Origin of the sequence: Paraburkholderia sp. J10-1 (assembly GCF_905220165.1) — a bacterium.
Lineage (GTDB): Bacteria > Pseudomonadota > Gammaproteobacteria > Burkholderiales > Burkholderiaceae > Paraburkholderia.
This window is the reverse complement of record NZ_CAJMYW010000002.1, coordinates 117,797-132,755: the sequence shown is the minus strand read 5'-3', so window position 1 is coordinate 132,755 and position 14,959 is coordinate 117,797. Positions and strand designations below refer to the sequence as shown.

20 protein-coding genes are annotated in these 14,959 nt (G+C 66.4%); 8 read left to right on the top strand and 12 right to left on the bottom strand.

Annotated elements, in window-relative coordinates:
- Positions 1 to 40 precede the first annotated feature (40 nt).
- The 5 genes from U5A65_RS07470 to U5A65_RS07450 form a co-directional block, all read right to left on the bottom strand.
- Entirely contained in the window at positions 41 to 961 is a 921-nt protein-coding gene (locus tag U5A65_RS07470; RefSeq protein WP_321911396.1) for a ferritin-like domain-containing protein, read from the bottom strand.
- Between the two features lie 64 nt (positions 962 to 1,025).
- The gene (locus tag U5A65_RS07465) at positions 1,026 to 1,241 is read right to left on the bottom strand and encodes a transcriptional regulator (RefSeq protein ID WP_321911394.1); all 216 of its coding nucleotides are present in this window, start codon (positions 1,239 to 1,241) and stop codon (positions 1,026 to 1,028) included.
- A gap of 378 nt (positions 1,242 to 1,619) precedes the next feature.
- A complete protein-coding gene (locus U5A65_RS07460) occupies positions 1,620 to 2,306 on the bottom strand; it encodes an NAD(P)H-dependent oxidoreductase (protein WP_321934122.1) in 687 nt (228 codons plus the stop codon).
- A 415-nt stretch (positions 2,307 to 2,721) separates the two neighbouring features.
- Positions 2,722 to 3,054, bottom strand: a complete 333-nt coding sequence (locus U5A65_RS07455) for a hypothetical protein (RefSeq protein WP_321911390.1) — start codon at positions 3,052 to 3,054, stop codon at positions 2,722 to 2,724.
- A 258-nt stretch (positions 3,055 to 3,312) separates the two neighbouring features.
- The gene (locus U5A65_RS07450; protein ID WP_321946427.1) at positions 3,313 to 4,611 is read right to left on the bottom strand and encodes a cyanate transporter; all 1,299 of its coding nucleotides are present in this window, start codon (positions 4,609 to 4,611) and stop codon (positions 3,313 to 3,315) included.
- Positions 4,612 to 4,816: 205 nt separating this feature from the next.
- On the opposite strand from U5A65_RS07450, the gene U5A65_RS07445 reads away from it, so the two are divergent.
- Positions 4,817 to 5,542, top strand: coding sequence for a GntR family transcriptional regulator (locus U5A65_RS07445; RefSeq protein WP_321945937.1), 726 nt, complete (start codon positions 4,817 to 4,819; stop codon positions 5,540 to 5,542).
- A 16-nt stretch (positions 5,543 to 5,558) separates the two neighbouring features.
- On the opposite strand, the gene U5A65_RS07440 is transcribed toward U5A65_RS07445, so the two are convergent.
- Together U5A65_RS07440 and U5A65_RS07435 are read right to left on the bottom strand one after the other, a co-directional pair.
- Positions 5,559 to 5,771 (bottom strand): hypothetical protein, encoded by a 213-nt coding sequence (locus U5A65_RS07440; RefSeq protein ID WP_321911388.1) that lies wholly within the window; start codon positions 5,769 to 5,771, stop codon positions 5,559 to 5,561.
- 104 nt (positions 5,772 to 5,875) lie between these two features.
- On the bottom strand, positions 5,876 to 6,499 hold the full coding sequence (locus U5A65_RS07435; RefSeq protein ID WP_321934123.1) for a glutathione binding-like protein: 624 nt from the start codon (positions 6,497 to 6,499) through the stop codon (positions 5,876 to 5,878).
- 79 nt (positions 6,500 to 6,578) lie between these two features.
- Here U5A65_RS07435 and U5A65_RS07430 point away from each other — a divergent pair, with 79 nt between their 5' ends.
- The 4 genes from U5A65_RS07430 (at position 6,579) to U5A65_RS07415 (ending at position 8,323) form a co-directional block, all read left to right on the top strand.
- Positions 6,579 to 7,256, top strand: coding sequence for a TetR/AcrR family transcriptional regulator (locus tag U5A65_RS07430; protein WP_321934124.1), 678 nt, complete (start codon positions 6,579 to 6,581; stop codon positions 7,254 to 7,256).
- A 115-nt stretch (positions 7,257 to 7,371) separates the two neighbouring features.
- Entirely contained in the window at positions 7,372 to 7,566 is a 195-nt protein-coding gene (locus U5A65_RS07425) for a DUF1653 domain-containing protein (protein ID WP_321911383.1), read from the top strand.
- Between the two features lie 45 nt (positions 7,567 to 7,611).
- Entirely contained in the window at positions 7,612 to 7,806 is a 195-nt protein-coding gene (locus U5A65_RS07420; protein ID WP_028209664.1) for a YqaE/Pmp3 family membrane protein, read from the top strand.
- A gap of 127 nt (positions 7,807 to 7,933) precedes the next feature.
- Complete coding sequence (locus U5A65_RS07415) at positions 7,934 to 8,323, top strand: hypothetical protein (RefSeq protein ID WP_321911381.1); 390 nt, start codon at positions 7,934 to 7,936, stop codon at positions 8,321 to 8,323.
- Between the two features lie 159 nt (positions 8,324 to 8,482).
- Here U5A65_RS07415 and U5A65_RS07410 read toward each other — a convergent pair whose 3' ends face one another.
- Positions 8,483 to 8,746 (bottom strand): DUF4148 domain-containing protein, encoded by a 264-nt coding sequence (locus U5A65_RS07410; protein ID WP_321934126.1) that lies wholly within the window; start codon positions 8,744 to 8,746, stop codon positions 8,483 to 8,485.
- Between the two features lie 388 nt (positions 8,747 to 9,134).
- Between U5A65_RS07410 and U5A65_RS07405 the strand changes: the two genes are divergently transcribed.
- Positions 9,135 to 9,422: a DUF4148 domain-containing protein gene (locus U5A65_RS07405; protein WP_321911377.1), complete on the top strand. Its 288-nt coding sequence runs from the start codon at positions 9,135 to 9,137 to the stop codon at positions 9,420 to 9,422.
- Positions 9,423 to 9,506: 84 nt separating this feature from the next.
- On the opposite strand, the gene U5A65_RS07400 is transcribed toward U5A65_RS07405, so the two are convergent.
- The 3 genes from U5A65_RS07400 to U5A65_RS07390 form a co-directional block, all read right to left on the bottom strand.
- The gene (locus U5A65_RS07400) at positions 9,507 to 9,833 is read right to left on the bottom strand and encodes a 2Fe-2S iron-sulfur cluster-binding protein (RefSeq protein ID WP_321911375.1); all 327 of its coding nucleotides are present in this window, start codon (positions 9,831 to 9,833) and stop codon (positions 9,507 to 9,509) included.
- Positions 9,830 to 10,960 (bottom strand): VIT1/CCC1 transporter family protein, encoded by a 1,131-nt coding sequence (locus U5A65_RS07395; protein WP_321911374.1) that lies wholly within the window; start codon positions 10,958 to 10,960, stop codon positions 9,830 to 9,832. Before U5A65_RS07395 ends, U5A65_RS07400 begins: the two co-directional genes overlap by 4 nt.
- An 88-nt stretch (positions 10,961 to 11,048) precedes the next feature.
- Positions 11,049 to 13,016, bottom strand: a complete 1,968-nt coding sequence (locus U5A65_RS07390; RefSeq protein ID WP_321945936.1) for a sigma-54-dependent Fis family transcriptional regulator — start codon at positions 13,014 to 13,016, stop codon at positions 11,049 to 11,051.
- 289 nt (positions 13,017 to 13,305) lie between these two features.
- Between U5A65_RS07390 and U5A65_RS07385 the strand changes: the two genes are divergently transcribed.
- Together U5A65_RS07385 and U5A65_RS07380 are read left to right on the top strand one after the other, a co-directional pair.
- Complete coding sequence (locus U5A65_RS07385) at positions 13,306 to 13,527, top strand: DUF2964 family protein (RefSeq protein ID WP_321945935.1); 222 nt, start codon at positions 13,306 to 13,308, stop codon at positions 13,525 to 13,527.
- A 355-nt stretch (positions 13,528 to 13,882) separates the two neighbouring features.
- Positions 13,883 to 14,173, top strand: a complete 291-nt coding sequence (locus U5A65_RS07380; RefSeq protein WP_321911371.1) for a DUF1488 domain-containing protein — start codon at positions 13,883 to 13,885, stop codon at positions 14,171 to 14,173.
- Between the two features lie 107 nt (positions 14,174 to 14,280).
- Here U5A65_RS07380 and U5A65_RS07375 read toward each other — a convergent pair whose 3' ends face one another.
- Positions 14,281 to 14,814, bottom strand: coding sequence for a cytochrome b (locus U5A65_RS07375; RefSeq protein WP_321934128.1), 534 nt, complete (start codon positions 14,812 to 14,814; stop codon positions 14,281 to 14,283).
- Positions 14,815 to 14,959 lie beyond the last annotated feature (145 nt).

The following is a 14,959-nucleotide window of genomic DNA, read 5'->3' as shown; positions in this document are numbered from 1 at the left end:
GCCATGTGGCCATGCACACAGCGCGTGAGACGTTGTGGCGCTACTTCTTCAGCAAGCGTAGCGCGAAGCGTGCGAGCGTGGGCACGAGCGTTGGCCGCAACAGGCGCGCGTCGTAGCCGCTCATGCGCGCGTCGTTTTCCTCGAGGCAGAGTTCGATCATTTCGCGCGGTTCGAGCGAGTCGCCCAGCACCTCGCGGTTCGCGGGCAGGAAATTCGAGTCGCGCGCGTTGCCGCTGGCGTCGATACCTCGAGCGATAGCGAGCCGCTCCCACACCAGCATGAACCAGATAGCGGCTACGCGCACGGAGTGCCACGGCCTGCGCCACCAGGGCATGGTCTTGCGATACCACGCCACCCAGTTCACGAAGAAGAGGATATGACGCGCCTCTTCCTGGATCACGGGCTCGAAGGTTTCGACGAGGTCTGCCGGAAAAAAGCCCGAGCGCTGCGCCGAGCGAAACAGGCCGAACGCGAAGAAGCTGTCGATGCACTCGCTATAGCCGGTGAACATCCACGCCCATTCCGCTTTTTTGGGCGGCGGGTACGCGGGTTCCGGCGCAAGTTCGATGCCATAGGCCTGCACGAGGTGCGAGAGCACGACCTTGTGGCGCGCCTCTTCGGCGGCGTCCATTTCGATCGCTTCGCGCAGCAGCGGGTCGTTCAGGGTTTGCGCGTAAGTCTTCACGCGAATCGAGGCGCGGCCCTCGGTTTGCACCGCGATGTCCCAGATCGGCAGCGACGTGAGCCGCCCGAGCGCGTCGGGTTCGAGCTTGGGCCAGTCGAGCACGGCGGGCCGATAAGGATCGTGGGTGTCGAGCAGCATCCGGCAGAACATCTTGCGGTGTTCGTCCGATCCGATTTTGATGGGCCCTGGCGTGGCGTGAGTCCAGTGCCGCAACGCGGCGTCCTGCTCGGAGATGAAGGCTGCGCCTTCGTCCGGATGCGTCAGGGTTTCGGACATGGGCATCGAAATTTGAACGGGGTATGACTCCTATTCTGTCACAACCGTAAGGAAGCAGGCGCGCTCACGCGCAGTGGCGCTGCTGGTCGATCCACATGCGCGCCCAGCGGCAGGCGTAGGCGAGTGCGTGTCTTTCTTCGAAGAAGTAATCGAGTGCGTCGAACGAATACTGCGCGCCCGGCTGCGTGCCAATGGTGAGATTGGCGGCGAAAAGGCCGTTCGGGAGTTGCTGCGCGCTGGGGGCGACGACGTAGCCTTTGTAGCGTAGTGGAGTGTTCATGGCCGCGCTTCCTGCTGATCGACTGCTGATTTGCTCGGGTTCTCTTCCTGGGTGGCGCGTGTATTTGCAGCCACTCGCTGTGCCGACACGGACCAGCGTACGAGCCGCCGCGTGTCGATGGAACCAATCATTCGTCGCAAGCAAATCAAGTGCGGCCTGGGACGGTCAGCAGAATGATCCGGATGAGGCGAGGGGTGAATCCGGCTTCAATGTGGACCGGACGAAATGCGCAGTCTGTGGGATGGCGCACGCGATGCGCGCCACGCGACATGCGCAATGTGGGTTAGGGAACGTTTCCCGTCCCGCGCGCGCAGCGGCGCGCGGGTGGGCAGGCCGCAGAGCCCGGTTAGTGCGTCAGCTAGCGTTTCAGTTAGTGCTTCAGACAGCGAGGCTCAGGCGCTTTTCGGTGCGCGCAGCGTTGGCGGCCTGTGTGCTCCCAACGCCGTTCACGGCGCTCGCAACCGGCGCCGCTTGCTGGCCCTGAGTGCCGAACGCGAGCGCGAACTGCGCCGCCTGACGGCCGACCGTCGCGAGCTGTTCGGCGACCTTCGCGTCGGAGCACTGCTGTGCACTCTCGAAGCGCGTCTCGAGCGTGTTGATGCCTGCGCCGAACGGCGTGGGCCAGCCGCGCAGCGCGTGCACGATCGAGCGCAGCGAGGTCAGCACGGAACCCGCGGCCTGCCAGCCATAGGCCGTGACGATGCAGCCCACGGCACGGCCGTCCAGGTACGGGCGATGGTCGGCGCGCAGTTCTTCGAGCGTGTCGAGTGCGTTCTTCACGAGCCCGGAAACGCCGCCGTGATAGCCCGGCGTCGCGATGATGACGGCGTCGGCGGCGCGCACGGCTTCGATCAGCTCGAGCTGGGCGTCGGTGCGAGTGGGGTCTTCGGGCGCATAGTGCGGCAGCGTGTGCAGGAACGTGCCGCCGAACAATTGCGTGCGCGCGCCGGCTTCTTCGGCGCCGCGCAGCGCGAAAGCAAGCGCGCGCTCGGTCGACGAAGCGGCGCGGGTGGTGCCGCCAATGCCCACGACGAGCGGGCGGCGTTGCGAATCGGAAAGGCTCAAGGGGACTCCCTCAAATGCGATGAGGCCTGGCTCGCGCGTGATCGGGCAACGCGGCCACGAAACCTGGAAAGGGTCATCTTAGAGAGCGCGCCGCGCGGCGCGAAACGACTTTTTGTTCTAACCATATGCCGGCAGCGCTACGTTGCGCTGCGCCATGCGGCCCGAAATGCATATGCCAAACCATTGGTTGGACGCGCGGCGGGCCATGGCTAAGATGAACCCGTCTCCTCCATGACATCTCCTTGACATGGGATTCGGCCCCGCACTTCTCCGGTGACGGGGCTGTTTTTTTTCTGGAGTCGGGAAGGAGTGGCGCTTCGAGGGGTTCGAGGCCGGGATCGCGGCAGATTCGCGCCGCGCTGAATGTCGTGCTATGTGCTGCTCGGTGTGCTGCTCAATACGGCCGGGCGCCAGATCAAACCGTGAGCACGTTGCCGTCGGGGCCGATTTGCGGCGGAATTTCCGGCAAGGTTCCGTTGCCAGGCGCGGTGCGCGCGGGCGCACCCGGCGTGGCCGGCAGCGTGGGCGCGGGCTCGCGCACAGCCGGTTCGGCGACCTTGCGTGTGGTGAGCTTGTCGGCGGAGGCGAGTTTGTGCTTCGTGCCGTGATGCGCCTTCTTGCCGGCATTGGCCGCATGCGCCGAGGGCGTGCGCGCTTCCGGCGGATTCCAGATCTCGATGTAGTGTTCCCCGGCGAGCGCGGTGGACGCGAGGACGCCCAGCAAGGTCCCCGTGATGAAGAATCGCACGTCGTGTTCTCCGTTTCGATGTACAGGCCGGGGCCGCGCCATGCAGCAAGGTGCGATGGGGCGGCGCAAACTGGTACGGCGCCGGTACGGCGACCGGGCGGCACGAACGGCCGGCTGCCACGCACTGTACATTCATACAGGCGCTTATGCAAACGTTTCACGACGTGCCGCGGGCGATCTGTTGCATGGGCGCGCCGCAGCCCGGCGGGGCGCCCATGCGGGCTTGTGCCGGTGCTGAATCTGAGGTGTGCGCTCGGCTCAGGCGTCGAGTGCGGCCCGGTTTTGGGCAACTGCGCCGTCCGCCGTCGATGCAGGCGCGGCCGGGCCGTGAGCGCCGAGCCAGCGCCCGTAGCTGCGCGGCGAGAACGCGAGCGTGAGCACGATCATTGCGCTGATCGATACAGCGAGCATGATCCACGCGCCCGTAAAGCCGCCCGTGAGGTCGCGCACGCGCCCGGCCACGATGGGGGCGAGCGCGGCGATCACGAAGCCCAGACCCTGAACGAAGGCAACGAGTCGCGCGGCCACGCGATGGTCGGCCGAATGGTCGAGGGCGGTGACGAGCGTGACCGAGAACACGCCGCCGAGCCCCGCGCCGGCCGCCGCGACCCACAACAGCGGCGCGGCCTCGGGCCACGCGGCGAGGCCGATCACGCCGAACAGTTGGGCGCACAGCCCCAGAACGAGCCACGGTCGCCGGTCCGTGAACGCTGCTGCGGCAAGCGGCAGGAGCAGCGCGCTGGCGGCCTGGAACACGGTCATCGCGGCGAGCAGCGAACCGCTCGCTTCCACGCTCGCGCCGTGCTGCTGATAGTAGGCGGGCAGCCACGCGACGAGACTCGTGTAGCCGCCGTTGACGAGCCCGAAATGCAGTCCGAGCGTCCACGCCCGGCGCTTGCGCCAGACCGGCACCGTTGCCGCTTTGACATGCTCCGGCGAGGGCGCAGCGGCGGTCTGCTGTGCGCGGCGGTCGCCGCCGCTCCCGCTGTTCAGCGTCCACCAGGTCGCGAGCGCGGTCAGCGCGGGCAGAGACCACACGGCGAGCCCCGCATGCCACGAGCCGCTGATGCGCGCGACGAGCGGGCTCAGGCTCGCGCCGAGCCCGCCGCCGCCCATGATCGACGCCGAGAACAGGCCCATTGCGAGCGGCACCCGCGCGGCGAAGCGTTGCTTCATGACGGCGGGCAGCAGCGCCTGGATGGCCGCAACGCCCGCACCGGCTGCCGCCGCCGTGAGCATGAGCGCGCCGCCGCTGGCGGCGAACGCGCGGGCCGCGCATGCCGCGGCGATCGCCACGAGCCCGAGTGCGACGCCGCGCGTCTCGCCAAGCCGGCGCGCGAGCAGGCTGGCGCCGAACGCACCGAGCCCCATCGCGACGACGGGCAGGCTCGTGAGTAGCGAAGCGCCGAAGAAACTCAGGCCGGTGTCGTGGCGAATGGTCGTCATGAGCGGGCTGATCGAGGTGAGCAGCGGCCGCAGATTCAGGCCGATGGCGACGATCGCGGCATACCACGCAAGCACGCTGGCCGACTCGCCGGACGGCGTCTGGGGGCGAATGGAGCGGTTTTGAGGGTTCAATGCGGTCAACCTTTTTACTACCGTATGGTTGACCATTATACAAAAAAATTGTCAACAATCGGCCGATGCCGGCTATCTCCGGCATGGGGGATCGAGTATGGGAGCGGGTCTGTATCGCCGCGTCATCCCGCTCGCTACAATGCGACCTGACCCAGCTGCCTGACCTACATAGCGCGCGTTTTTCATGGCCCAATCCTCCCGCCTCGCTTCGCCCCGCGACACCGACGAACCGTCCGACGTCGAAGCGCATGTCTACGCGTCGATTTCTTCCGCGCTGCTGGAGGGCAAGCTCGCGCCGGGCCAGCAACTGGTGGAGCGCGAACTCGCGGCGGCGTTCGGCTGCACGCGCGGCGCGCTGCGCAAGGTGTTGGCGCGCCTTGGCTACGAGGGCAAGCTCGTACTCGAACCCAATCGCGGCGCATTCGTTCCGTCGCCTTCGGAGGACGACATCCGCGCCGTGTACCGCGCGCGCCAGGTGGCCGAAGCGGGCGTGATGGTGAGCTTGTGCGGCAAGCTCGACGCCGCGATGCGGCGCAAGCTCGCGGCCCATGTGCGCAGCGAGAAAAAGGCGTTGCGCGAGGCACGCGTGGACGACGCGGTGCGCCTCGCGGGGCGGTTTCATCTGCTGCTGACCGAGCAGGCGGGCGGCGCCGCGCTCGTGGATGCGCTGGCGCAACTGGTCGCGAAAACGGAACTCTACAAGGCGTTGTTCGATCCGTCGAAGGCGTCAATGTGTGCGCCCGACGAGCACGCGCAGATCATCGAAGCGCTCGAAGCGGGAGACCTGGCAGCGGCGCTCGCCACGATGCGCGCGCATCTGGCCGAGCTGGAAGAGCGGGTGGTGCAGCAGGCGCGTGCGCGCGCCGGGCGCGATCTCAAGGCGGTATTCGCCGATCTCGCAAACGGTTGAGCCTTCAGGGCAAGCGTCAGCCTCCGCCTACGCGCCGGCGCAGTTCCTTCGAAGCCGCGAGCGGAATGCGCGCGTCGTCCCATGTGGCGAGCCATTCGACCTCTTTCGCGGCGAACACCTGGCCGTGATTGCGCAGCGCGTACTGCAATGAATCGATGACGTGATTGCGGATGATTTCGGGCGTATGCGGGTCGTCGAGGACGATGCGCAACGCTTCGAGCGTGGCCATTGTGCGGCTCCGGCGAATGTGGCAACCGCAACGTTATCTCACGACAAAAATGCACGCCAAAAAAAGCGCTTGCCGGGCGGCAAAAAAGGCCCGGCAAGCGCGCCTCAGTGCCGCGTGCGCTTGAAGATCTCATACTCCTCCGCGAAAGCCCGCGCAACGGCGGGCCGCTCGCGCACGCGTTGCGCATAGGTCGCAATGGCCGGCCATTGCGACACATCGATGCCCACGTACGGCGCCCAGTTCAGCACGGTCACGAGATAGGCGTCCGCCACGCTGAAGGCGTCGAGCAGGAACGTGCGCGATTCGAGGTGATGCGCGAGCAGGTCGAAGCGGCGCGCGATCTTGCCGCGCGCATAGTCCTTGACGGCTTCGTCCACGTCCTTGGCGAGCAGCGGCACGAACACGGCCTTATGCAACTCGGTACCGATAAAGCCCAGCCAGTGATGCAGATGCGCGCGCTCGCGTGTGCCCGCTGGCGGGGCGAGCCGCGCCTCGGGAAAGCGGTCGGCCACCCACGGCAGCACTGCCGAGTTTTCGGTGAGTGTCCAGCCGTCGTCCTCGCGCAGCACCGGCACCTGTCCGAGTGGGTTGACGGCGAAGAAGTCACCGCCTTCGGCGAGCTGCTTCGTGAGCGTATCGACCTGAACGTAGCGTGCTTGTGCGCCTGCCTCGTAGAGCGCGATGCGCGTGGCGAGCGAGCACGCCAGCGGGGCGAAATACAGATCCATCGTCATCCTCCCTTGCGGTTTTTTCGGGTTCTGTGAGTTTTGTACTATAGTGAACAAAAATCGACGATCCAATATTTCTATGCAATCCAGTACAAAAAAGGATAGCCGCCCGCGTGGACGCCCGCGCGCCTACGATCCGGAGGAGGCGCTTGCCCGCGTGCGTGATACGTTCTGGCGCAATGGCTACACAGGCACATCGCTCGACGACCTGAGCGAGGCGACCGGCATGAACCGGCCGAGCCTGTATGGCGCGTTCGGCGACAAGCACGCGCTCTATCTGCAAACCATGGAGCGCTACGTGGAGGCGGGGCGCGTGGCGATGGAGTCCGCGCTCGACAGCGCGTTGCCGCTGCGCGAGGCGCTGATGCGCGTATTCGACGGCGCGCTCGGCTGGTATTTGCCGGCGCACGACGCGGCGCGCGGCTGCCTGCTGATCGGCACGGCGGCGGTGGAAGCCGTCAACGACGACGCGGTACGCGAGCGTCTTGCCGCGGGCTTGCGCACATTCGACAAGGCCTTCGAGCGGCGCCTGCGCGCAGCGCTCGCGCAAGGCGAGCTACAGCCCAGTGCCAGCGCGCCGATGCTTGCGCGTCTCGCGTCGGCGGTATTGCACAGCATGGCGCTGCGCGCGCGGGCCGGCGATTCGCGGGCCTCGCTGCGCGCCATGGCAGTGGCGGGCGTTGCGCTGATCTGCGGCGAAGCGCCCGCTGCGATCGATGCGACCGCTGCGCGCGCGGCGCGGCGGCGCACGAAGTGATATCACGCTGAGCGCCGTTTGACGGCGCCTGCGGCACGGGTCCGTACGCCGCTTTCCCTTGTTACACTGGCACGGTCGCGCAGGGACGGCTTGCGCACTCGAAGAGGGGAAGACGATGGTGCGCTACAGGCACTACAAGGGTGGCATTTACGAACTGGTATGCGAGGCGACGCTCGAATCGGATCCTTCCGTCACGATGGTCGTGTATCGCGCGGCGAACGGTACGATCTGGACGCGACCCGCAACGGTGTTCTTCGAACTCGTCGAGCACGAAGGCGGGCTTGTACCGCGCTTTGCGCCCGTCAACTGATTCTTTCCAGACTCGTCTTTTTCCACGCTTAAGAGGTTTTGCCGAATGCGTTTACTGATTGCGCTGATCCTGCCCTGGCTCCTGTTCTTCACCATTGGGCGTCCGATTGCGGGCATCGTCTGCCTGATCCTGCAGATCACGTTGATCGGCTGGATTCCCGCTGCGATCTGGGCCGTGTACTCGCTCAGCCAGTACAAGACAGACCGGAAAATAGAGGACGCACTCGGCCGCCGCGGCTAAATTTCGCACTCAGCGCCTATGCGCCGTGCAGCGGCGCGTTGCCGGTTACAACGGTAATCCATGCTCACAATTCAATAAGAACTTAATGCTGGTTTTTCTTTCTTACAAATAGAAAGGAGGATCAGCAATGTTCAAGTTCGTTCTCACAGCAGGGGCCATCGCGCTCCTTGCCGGGTGTGCGGTTGCCCCCGGCTACGACTACGGCTACGGCGGCTATGGCCAGCCGTACTCCACCGGGTATTACAGCGGCTACGCGCCGGGCTATGCGCCGGCATATGGCAGCGTCAATATCGGCGTCTGGGGCGGTGGCGGCGGTCGCGATTATCACGGCGGCGGCGGTGGCTGGCACGGTGGTGGTCCGGGTGGTCCTGGTGGTCACGGCGGCGGACACGGTGCACCCTGGGGCCCGCCGCCCGGTGGTGGTCATGGAGGCGGCCCCGGCGGCGGCCATGGCGGCGGAGGCCACGGCGGAGGTGGTGGCGGTCACGGCGGCGGCGGTCCGGGCGGCGGCCGGTGACGCAGGCTTGCCGCTCGCACAGGCGGACTCCAGGGCGCCGCCATGATCCGCCCCGAGCAGGAAACCGCTTTCAAAACGCATCAGGCCCGCCACTCTCACGAGGGCGGGCCTGATGCTTTGCACGGGAACCCGGCGTCACAGCCGGGGTTGCCGCGAAACTTACTGGCTCGACTGCGACGTACCGCTCGTCGAAGGGCCGTACGCCGTCGCGCGCTGTGCCGCGACCTTGGCTTCGGCAGCCTGAATGTTTTCCGGGTAGTGCATCCAGTCGCTCGGATCGTAGCCGGCGGCGCGCAGTTGCGCGAGATCGGCGCGAACTTCGGCGCGGGTCACGGGTTGTTGCTCGGGTTGTGCCTGCGCGAATGCGGCAGCGGGCACGGCGACGATGGCGGCAAGCACGGCTGCCTTAAGAAACGACTTCATGACTGACCTCCGATATCTTTTGTGAAGAGCCATCGCATCGGCGCGGCCCATGTCGACAATGTATGCGGGCTGAGGGTCAGGGTAAATACTTAGAAGACGAATTCAGTGTTCTCCTCGCGACAACAATCGGGTTCGAAATCTTCAGAAGTATTGCGCCACGCGCGTGCAATCGGCCGAGCAGGCCGCAGACTAGCTGGCCCTAAAACCTTACCGATTATTGCGAAATCTGTAATTCCAATTCGCCTGAAACAGTCTGTATCCGGCGGGGCCGCTTGCCTAGAATCCACTCACAGCCAGCCGTTGCGGCGATTGCAGCGAGCCGGCCGAGCACGACACGATGTGCACCGTCATTGCGCATCGACGTTAAAAAATTTCGGAGGTTGTGATCATGAAGTCGCTTCTCAAGGCTGTTGCGCTTACCGTAGCTCTCGCTGCTCCGCTGGCCGCTTTCGCCCAGGCCGATCAAGGTCTGACCCGGGAGCAAGTGCGCGAGCAACTCGTCGAATTCCAGCAAACGAGCCGCAACCAGGGCGCAGTGGCCGCCCAGGCAACCGCGCCGGTCGCACAGACCGATGGCTCGTTCGGCGGCGTGAGCACGTCGTCGGCAGCGGGTGCCCGCTATGTGTCGGAAGCGGCGCGCACGGGTCCGCAATCGGTGTACTTCGGCGGTCAGTAAGTCCGTCGGCAGTCAGCAGATAAAAAACGGCCCGCGAGTTTGCTTCGCGGGCCGCTTCGCATTTGCGCTCCCCGTTCACTGCCGCTACATCTCTTCTGCCTCCGGCACGTCGAGCACGAGATCCGTGCGCGCGACGGCCACGCAGGTCAGCACATAGCCCTCGGCTTTTTCTTCGCGGCTCAATCCGGGCCACTCGATCGTGAAGCTCACTTCGCCGCTCACCACGCGGCACAGGCAGGCGCGGCAGGTGCCGTTGCGGCACATGCGCGGCAGGCGGATGCCTTCGAACGCCGCCGCTTCGAGCAAACTCAGTTCGGGTGGCGCTTCGAAGCTGCGCCCGAGCGGCTCCACGCGAACGACGGGCACGCGTGGCGGCCCGTCCTGCAAGCCTTCGTGGCTCGTGTCGTTCATGAAATCGATACCCCCAGCAGCCGCCCCGCGCCTGCGGTGAACGCCGCCGCGGCGAGCCCGATCACGATCTGCCGCAGCGCCGAGAACGTTGCGCTGCGCCCGTTGAAGAGCGACGTGAACACGCCGACAAGGGCAAGCCCGCACGCGCTCAGCGCGACCGACTGCGCGATGGCCGTGACGCCGTGCGCCCACAGGAACGGGGCCGTCGGAAACGCCGCGCCGAGCGAAAAGAGGCAAAACGATACAGCGGCGGCCGACCACGGATTGCCGCCCAGTTCCTTCGGGTCGATGCCCAGTTCCTCGCGCGCGAGCGTATTGAGCGCCTCGTCCTTGTTGCGCATGATCTGGGCGGCCACGCGGCGTGCTTCTTCGGGTTCGACACCCTTCGCCTCATAGATGAGCGCAAGCTCGTGGCGCTCGGCGTCGGGCGTATGTTCGAGCTCGTCGGCTTCCTTCGCGAGTTGCGTGCGCGCCAGCTCGCGCGCGTTGGTCACCGAGAGCCATTCGCCGAGCGCCATGGAGCAGGCGCCGGCCACGAGGCCCGCGAGCCCCGTGAGCAAGATCGTGCGATTAGCGCTGCCCGCGCCCGCCACACCCATGATCAGGCAGAAGTTCGAGACGAGCCCGTCGTTCGCACCGAGGACCGCTGCACGCAGGTCGTTGCCCGACGTCGCGCTCTTGTGCCACGACTCGGCCGCGCCGATCGTCTCGCCATGGCCGTGTTCCGGTTCGCGCTTTTTTGCGACGATCGCCTGCACGATGGCGGCGTGCTGCTGTTCCTGCGCGGAAAGCGTCTCGGCGCCGGGTTCGTGCGCGTAGCGGTCGCGGTCGGCGTATTCGGCGGCGGCGACCGTGGGCAGCACGAGCGAAGGACCAAAGGTGCGCGTGAGCGCTTGCAGCAGGCGAGTTTTTGCGCTGCGCCGGTGCGGCCGGGGTGTGACGCCGTTAGCCGCGAGCTTGTCGCGCCAGACGCTCGCGTGCTCGCGCTCGGACGCGGCGAGTTCGGCGAAGATGCGGCGGCGTTCTTCGTCTTTCTCTACTGCGGATAGCGTGTCGTAGACGGCCGCGCTGTCGAGTTCGTCGGCGAGATTGCGCCGGAAGCGGTTGATTTCCTGAGCGGAGGCCATGGGGCGCGATGCGTAATGCGATCCACCAAGCTTACCCTGGCGCCGCTGCGGCCAGAAGCCGCGCTTCGAGCCGGTTTGACCTGTGTGCTCAGCGGCGCTGTCGCAAATGCCGATAGACCGTGTTGCGCGCGAGCCCAAGTTCGCGAGCCGCCGCCGAAACATTGCCGCTATGGCGCGCGAGGGTCTCTTCGATGAGCCTCGACTGCCAGACGGACAGGCGCGCGGGCCCGCGCTCTGTGTCGCTCGCCTCGCAATCGGCCGTGGCATCGCCGGACGGCTGCGCGCATTCGCTCGCGGGGTCGCAATCGTGCATGAGGTCTTCGGGCAGATGCTCCATGTCGATTGCGTCTTCGCCTTCGGCCATGATCGCCGCCGTGCGCAGCGTGCTGGCGAGCTGACGCAGATTGCCCGGCCAGCGGCAGCGCGCAAAGCATGCCCGCACAGCCGGCGTGAGGTGCATGGGCGCGCCCGGCACCTCGCGCCGCACGATCTCGAGCATGCGGGCGACGAGCGCGTCGAGGTCGGTGCGCTCCGCGAGCGACGGCAGCGTGACGACGAGGCCGTTGATGCGGTAGTAGAGATCCTCGCGGAATGTCCCTTCGGCGATCATCGCGCGCAGATCGCGGTGCGTCGCGCAGACGATGCGCAAATCCACCGGCACCGCACGCGTACCGCCGAGCGGCACGACGGCGCGCTCCTGCAACACGCGCATGAGCCGTACCTGTTGCGCGAGCGGCATGTCGCCGATCTCGTCGAGAAAGAGCGTGCCGCCATGCGCCTGCGCGATCTTGCCGGCGCTGCCGCGGCGCTTCGCGCCCGTGAACGCGCCGTCCTCGTAGCCGAACAGTTCCGCTTCGATCAGCGTGTCGGGCAGCGCCGCGCAGTTGAGCGCGACAAACGGCCCGTCGCGGCGCGGCGAATCGCGATGCAGCGCCCGCGCGAGCCATTCCTTGCCGGTGCCGGTGCGCCCGAGCACGAGCACGGCGATGTCGCGTCCGCGCACGCGCGCCACGCGCTGCAGCGCTGCGGCGAGCCGCTCGTCGCCCGTATCGAGTTCGGCGAGCGTGGGCTGCGGTGTCGTGTCGGCGTTGGGCGCTTTCGCCTGGGCGGGCGCAGGTGCGAATGGCGCGCGGGACACTTCAGGCACGGCGCTTCGCGCAAGCGTCGCGACGCCCGACATGGCGGCGCCGGGCGTGGCGCGCGCGATCACGCGCACGCCGCTTGGCAGCGCGAGTGTGAGCGGGTCGCCGCTTGCGCGCATGACCTGCTGCATGAACGCCGCAAATGGCTGGCCGAAGAGCGCCGCGAACTCGCGCTGCTGCAGTTCGGCGAGCGGCGCGCCGAACTGGAACAGAGCGCTGCGGTTGGCGCACAGCAGCGTGCCGTCGGCTGAGAAGGCGGCCAATCCTTCGTACAGCGTACCAATGAACTCCGCGCGCGCATGAAACTGGAGCCGGATGGCATCGGCGAATTCGGTGTTGAACAGATGGTTCTCGATCATCTGCGCCGACATGCGCACGAGTGCGAGCGTGTGCTTGTGAAAGCCGCGCGACTCGCCGCTCACGTCAAGCGCGCCGAGCGTGCGCCCGTATGGATCTGCGATCGGCGCACACGAGCAGGTGAGGATGTGATTGGCGCGCAGAAAGTGCTCGCCCGCATGCACCGTGGTCGGCTGGCCTTCGACGAGCGCCGTGCCGATCGCATTCGTGCCGCGATGTTGCTCGGCCCACGACACGCCCGGGCGCAGCGCCACGCGCTGCGCTTTCTCGACGAAGTCGCTGTCGGCAAAGCTGTGGAGGATCACGCCGTTGCGGTCGGTGAGCAGCACCATGCTCTGCGTATCGACGATCTGCGCGTGCAAGGCGTCCATCACGGGACGCGCCTGGTGATAGAGCGTGCGGTTCGTGTCGATCAGCTCGCGCAGGTCCGCGGCGGCCAGTGCGTCGAATTCGGGCGCTTCGGTGGCGCGCAGTCCGAGTGCGCGCGAGCGCGCGTGAGCCTGCGCGATGGCGTCCGCGCGGGCCGCGTCGTGCGGCGTGACGGGGCGTCGGGTCACTCGTGTCTCCAGTCGTTTTGGGCGCTACGCTGCGTCGCAGCATGACACATGCACGTCAGCTGCGCGTGCGGCGCCTCTGGGGCAGTTCATGGTACAGGATCTGCGGCGGCTGCCAATCCGGGTTGAAGCCGGGTTGAAGCGGCGGCGCGCCAAAGCAACTGCGCCTTGAGTTTCCTCGCGTGAGTGCCATGATGAAGGTGAGGGCGCATTCGCGTCGCGTCCCCAGCGGCGGGCGTTTCTGGCCACTGCGGTTGGCAACCGCGCCGCCTGCTTCGTAGCGGAGTTCGTCATGGTGCACGGCGAATTGAGGATCGTGGTGGCGGTGCTTGCCACGTTCGTTGCGCTCTTTGGCCTCGGGTATGCGATCGATGGACTGATCTTCGACGAGAACAACGTCGTGCTGTCCGGAATGCTGACCGTGGCCCTTGGGATCGTCGCGTTCGTGGTGATGCTCACCTTGCACCCAAAAGACCTCGAACATCTCGATCACCCCCGGCATCGCGAATCCTGACGCGCCCGAGCGGCGTGCATGGTGCGATGCGGCAACCGGCGCAGCGCGTTGGCGCAGGGCCGGGAGGAGGATGTTTGTGCGCGCAACGGCAGCTGCGAATGCTGCATTTGCAAAACAGGGAGCAAAGCAAGGTGCAAACAAGGGCCACGCTGGCTATTTCAGGCGTGTGACAACGTCGACCTTGCGGGCGGCGGGAAGTCGTCTAAAGTGAATCCAATCAACCTGCGCGAACGCGTGGTTCGCGGGGGTTGGTGTTGATCCGCGCATGCCGGATCGGGGTGTGCCCAGACACCAGGTTGGGGCAGCCCGGGAAGGTTGAACGCGGCCTTTTCACCCTCCACCAAAGGCGACTCCCATGCAGATCATGTTTCCGAATGAGGTGCCCGAATACTCGGGCCCAGACCTGACTTTGGCGTTTCCGGCGATGATCGATGGCGAGCGGGTGGAGTGTCTGATCACGGCGGCGGCGCTGGAAGACCACTTCGGAGCGGCCTCGCCGCGTGCCGAAGACATGCTCAGCGCGTTCGACCATCATCGCGACCGCATCGAGGCTTGCGCGCGCCGATTGCTCTCCGAAACACGTGCGCAGTGTCTTGTGCTGCGCAGCGGCTACGTGCGTTTCGTGCAGGCGCACGGTACCGCGTAGTCGATGCAAAAGCGCGACGCAAAAGCGCCCGCAAGAAGCGGGCGCCTTCCGTTCAACTGAATTGATTGCCGCGCCCCTCGGGGCGCGGCTTCGTTTAGCGCGCGCCACTAGATCATGCGGCGCAGGGTGTTGTCGCGGAACACGACGTGATGCGCGATGGCCGCGAGCGCGTGCAGGCCGATCACCCAGTAGAACAGATTGCCGATCAGCACGTGCGCGTCCTTGAGGAACTGGCGTGCGGCCGGATCGGGGCCAACGAGTGTGATCTGCAGATCGAGTCCCGCGAGCGTAACCGGATGACCGCCTGTGTTGATCATCAGAATGCCGAGGAGCGGCTGCACGAAGATGAACAGGTAGAGCGCGAGATGCACGAGGCGCGAGAGAAACGACAGCAAAGCGTTCGAGTCGATGTCCGCGGGCGCGCCGCGCCACAAACGCCACGCAAGGCGCAGCACCGCGAGCGCGAGCACGAGCGTGCCCGCCCAGAAGTGCACGTTGCTCCAGAACGCGCGGCTGTCCGTGCCCTTGGGGCCGCGCACCTCGATCGCGAGATAGGCGAGCGCGACGAGTACGAAGATGGCCCAGTGAAAGAAGATGGCGGGCTTCGTATAGCGTTCGGTTGCGGCGGGGTACGTTGCCACGTGGCGGCTCCTTTATGCGGGGAATCTGGCGATGGTTCCCTATGATAAGGAGGACGCCCCGTGCGGGGGCAGCTACGCGGCCGGGAAGTTTGATGCTGCGGGGTGGCGGCGGCGAAAAAGTGGCGAGTTGCCGGCGAACGGGCCG

Bases quoted from the DNA above. Each gene is read 5' to 3' on its own strand.
- U5A65_RS07445 (WP_321945937.1), top strand. From the start codon at position 4,817: ATGGCCCAATCCTCCCGCCTCGCTTCGCCCCGCGACACCGACGAACCG.
- U5A65_RS07385 (WP_321945935.1), top strand. From the start codon at position 13,306: ATGGTGCACGGCGAATTGAGGATCGTGGTGGCGGTGCTTGCCACGTTC.
- U5A65_RS07430 (WP_321934124.1), top strand. From the start codon at position 6,579: ATGCAATCCAGTACAAAAAAGGATAGCCGCCCGCGTGGACGCCCGCGC.
- U5A65_RS07415 (WP_321911381.1), top strand. From the start codon at position 7,934: ATGTTCAAGTTCGTTCTCACAGCAGGGGCCATCGCGCTCCTTGCCGGG.
- U5A65_RS07400 (WP_321911375.1), bottom strand. From the start codon at position 9,833: ATGAACGACACGAGCCACGAAGGCTTGCAGGACGGGCCGCCACGCGTG.
- U5A65_RS07440 (WP_321911388.1), bottom strand. From the start codon at position 5,771: ATGGCCACGCTCGAAGCGTTGCGCATCGTCCTCGACGACCCGCATACG.
- U5A65_RS07465 (WP_321911394.1), bottom strand. From the start codon at position 1,241: ATGAACACTCCACTACGCTACAAAGGCTACGTCGTCGCCCCCAGCGCG.
- U5A65_RS07470 (WP_321911396.1), bottom strand. From the start codon at position 961: ATGTCCGAAACCCTGACGCATCCGGACGAAGGCGCAGCCTTCATCTCC.
- U5A65_RS07410 (WP_321934126.1), bottom strand. From the start codon at position 8,746: ATGAAGTCGTTTCTTAAGGCAGCCGTGCTTGCCGCCATCGTCGCCGTG.
- U5A65_RS07435 (WP_321934123.1), bottom strand. From the start codon at position 6,499: ATGGATCTGTATTTCGCCCCGCTGGCGTGCTCGCTCGCCACGCGCATC.
- U5A65_RS07420 (WP_028209664.1), top strand. From the start codon at position 7,612: ATGCGTTTACTGATTGCGCTGATCCTGCCCTGGCTCCTGTTCTTCACC.
- U5A65_RS07425 (WP_321911383.1), top strand. From the start codon at position 7,372: ATGGTGCGCTACAGGCACTACAAGGGTGGCATTTACGAACTGGTATGC.
- U5A65_RS07405 (WP_321911377.1), top strand. From the start codon at position 9,135: ATGAAGTCGCTTCTCAAGGCTGTTGCGCTTACCGTAGCTCTCGCTGCT.
- U5A65_RS07395 (WP_321911374.1), bottom strand. From the start codon at position 10,960: ATGGCCTCCGCTCAGGAAATCAACCGCTTCCGGCGCAATCTCGCCGAC.
- U5A65_RS07380 (WP_321911371.1), top strand. From the start codon at position 13,883: ATGCAGATCATGTTTCCGAATGAGGTGCCCGAATACTCGGGCCCAGAC.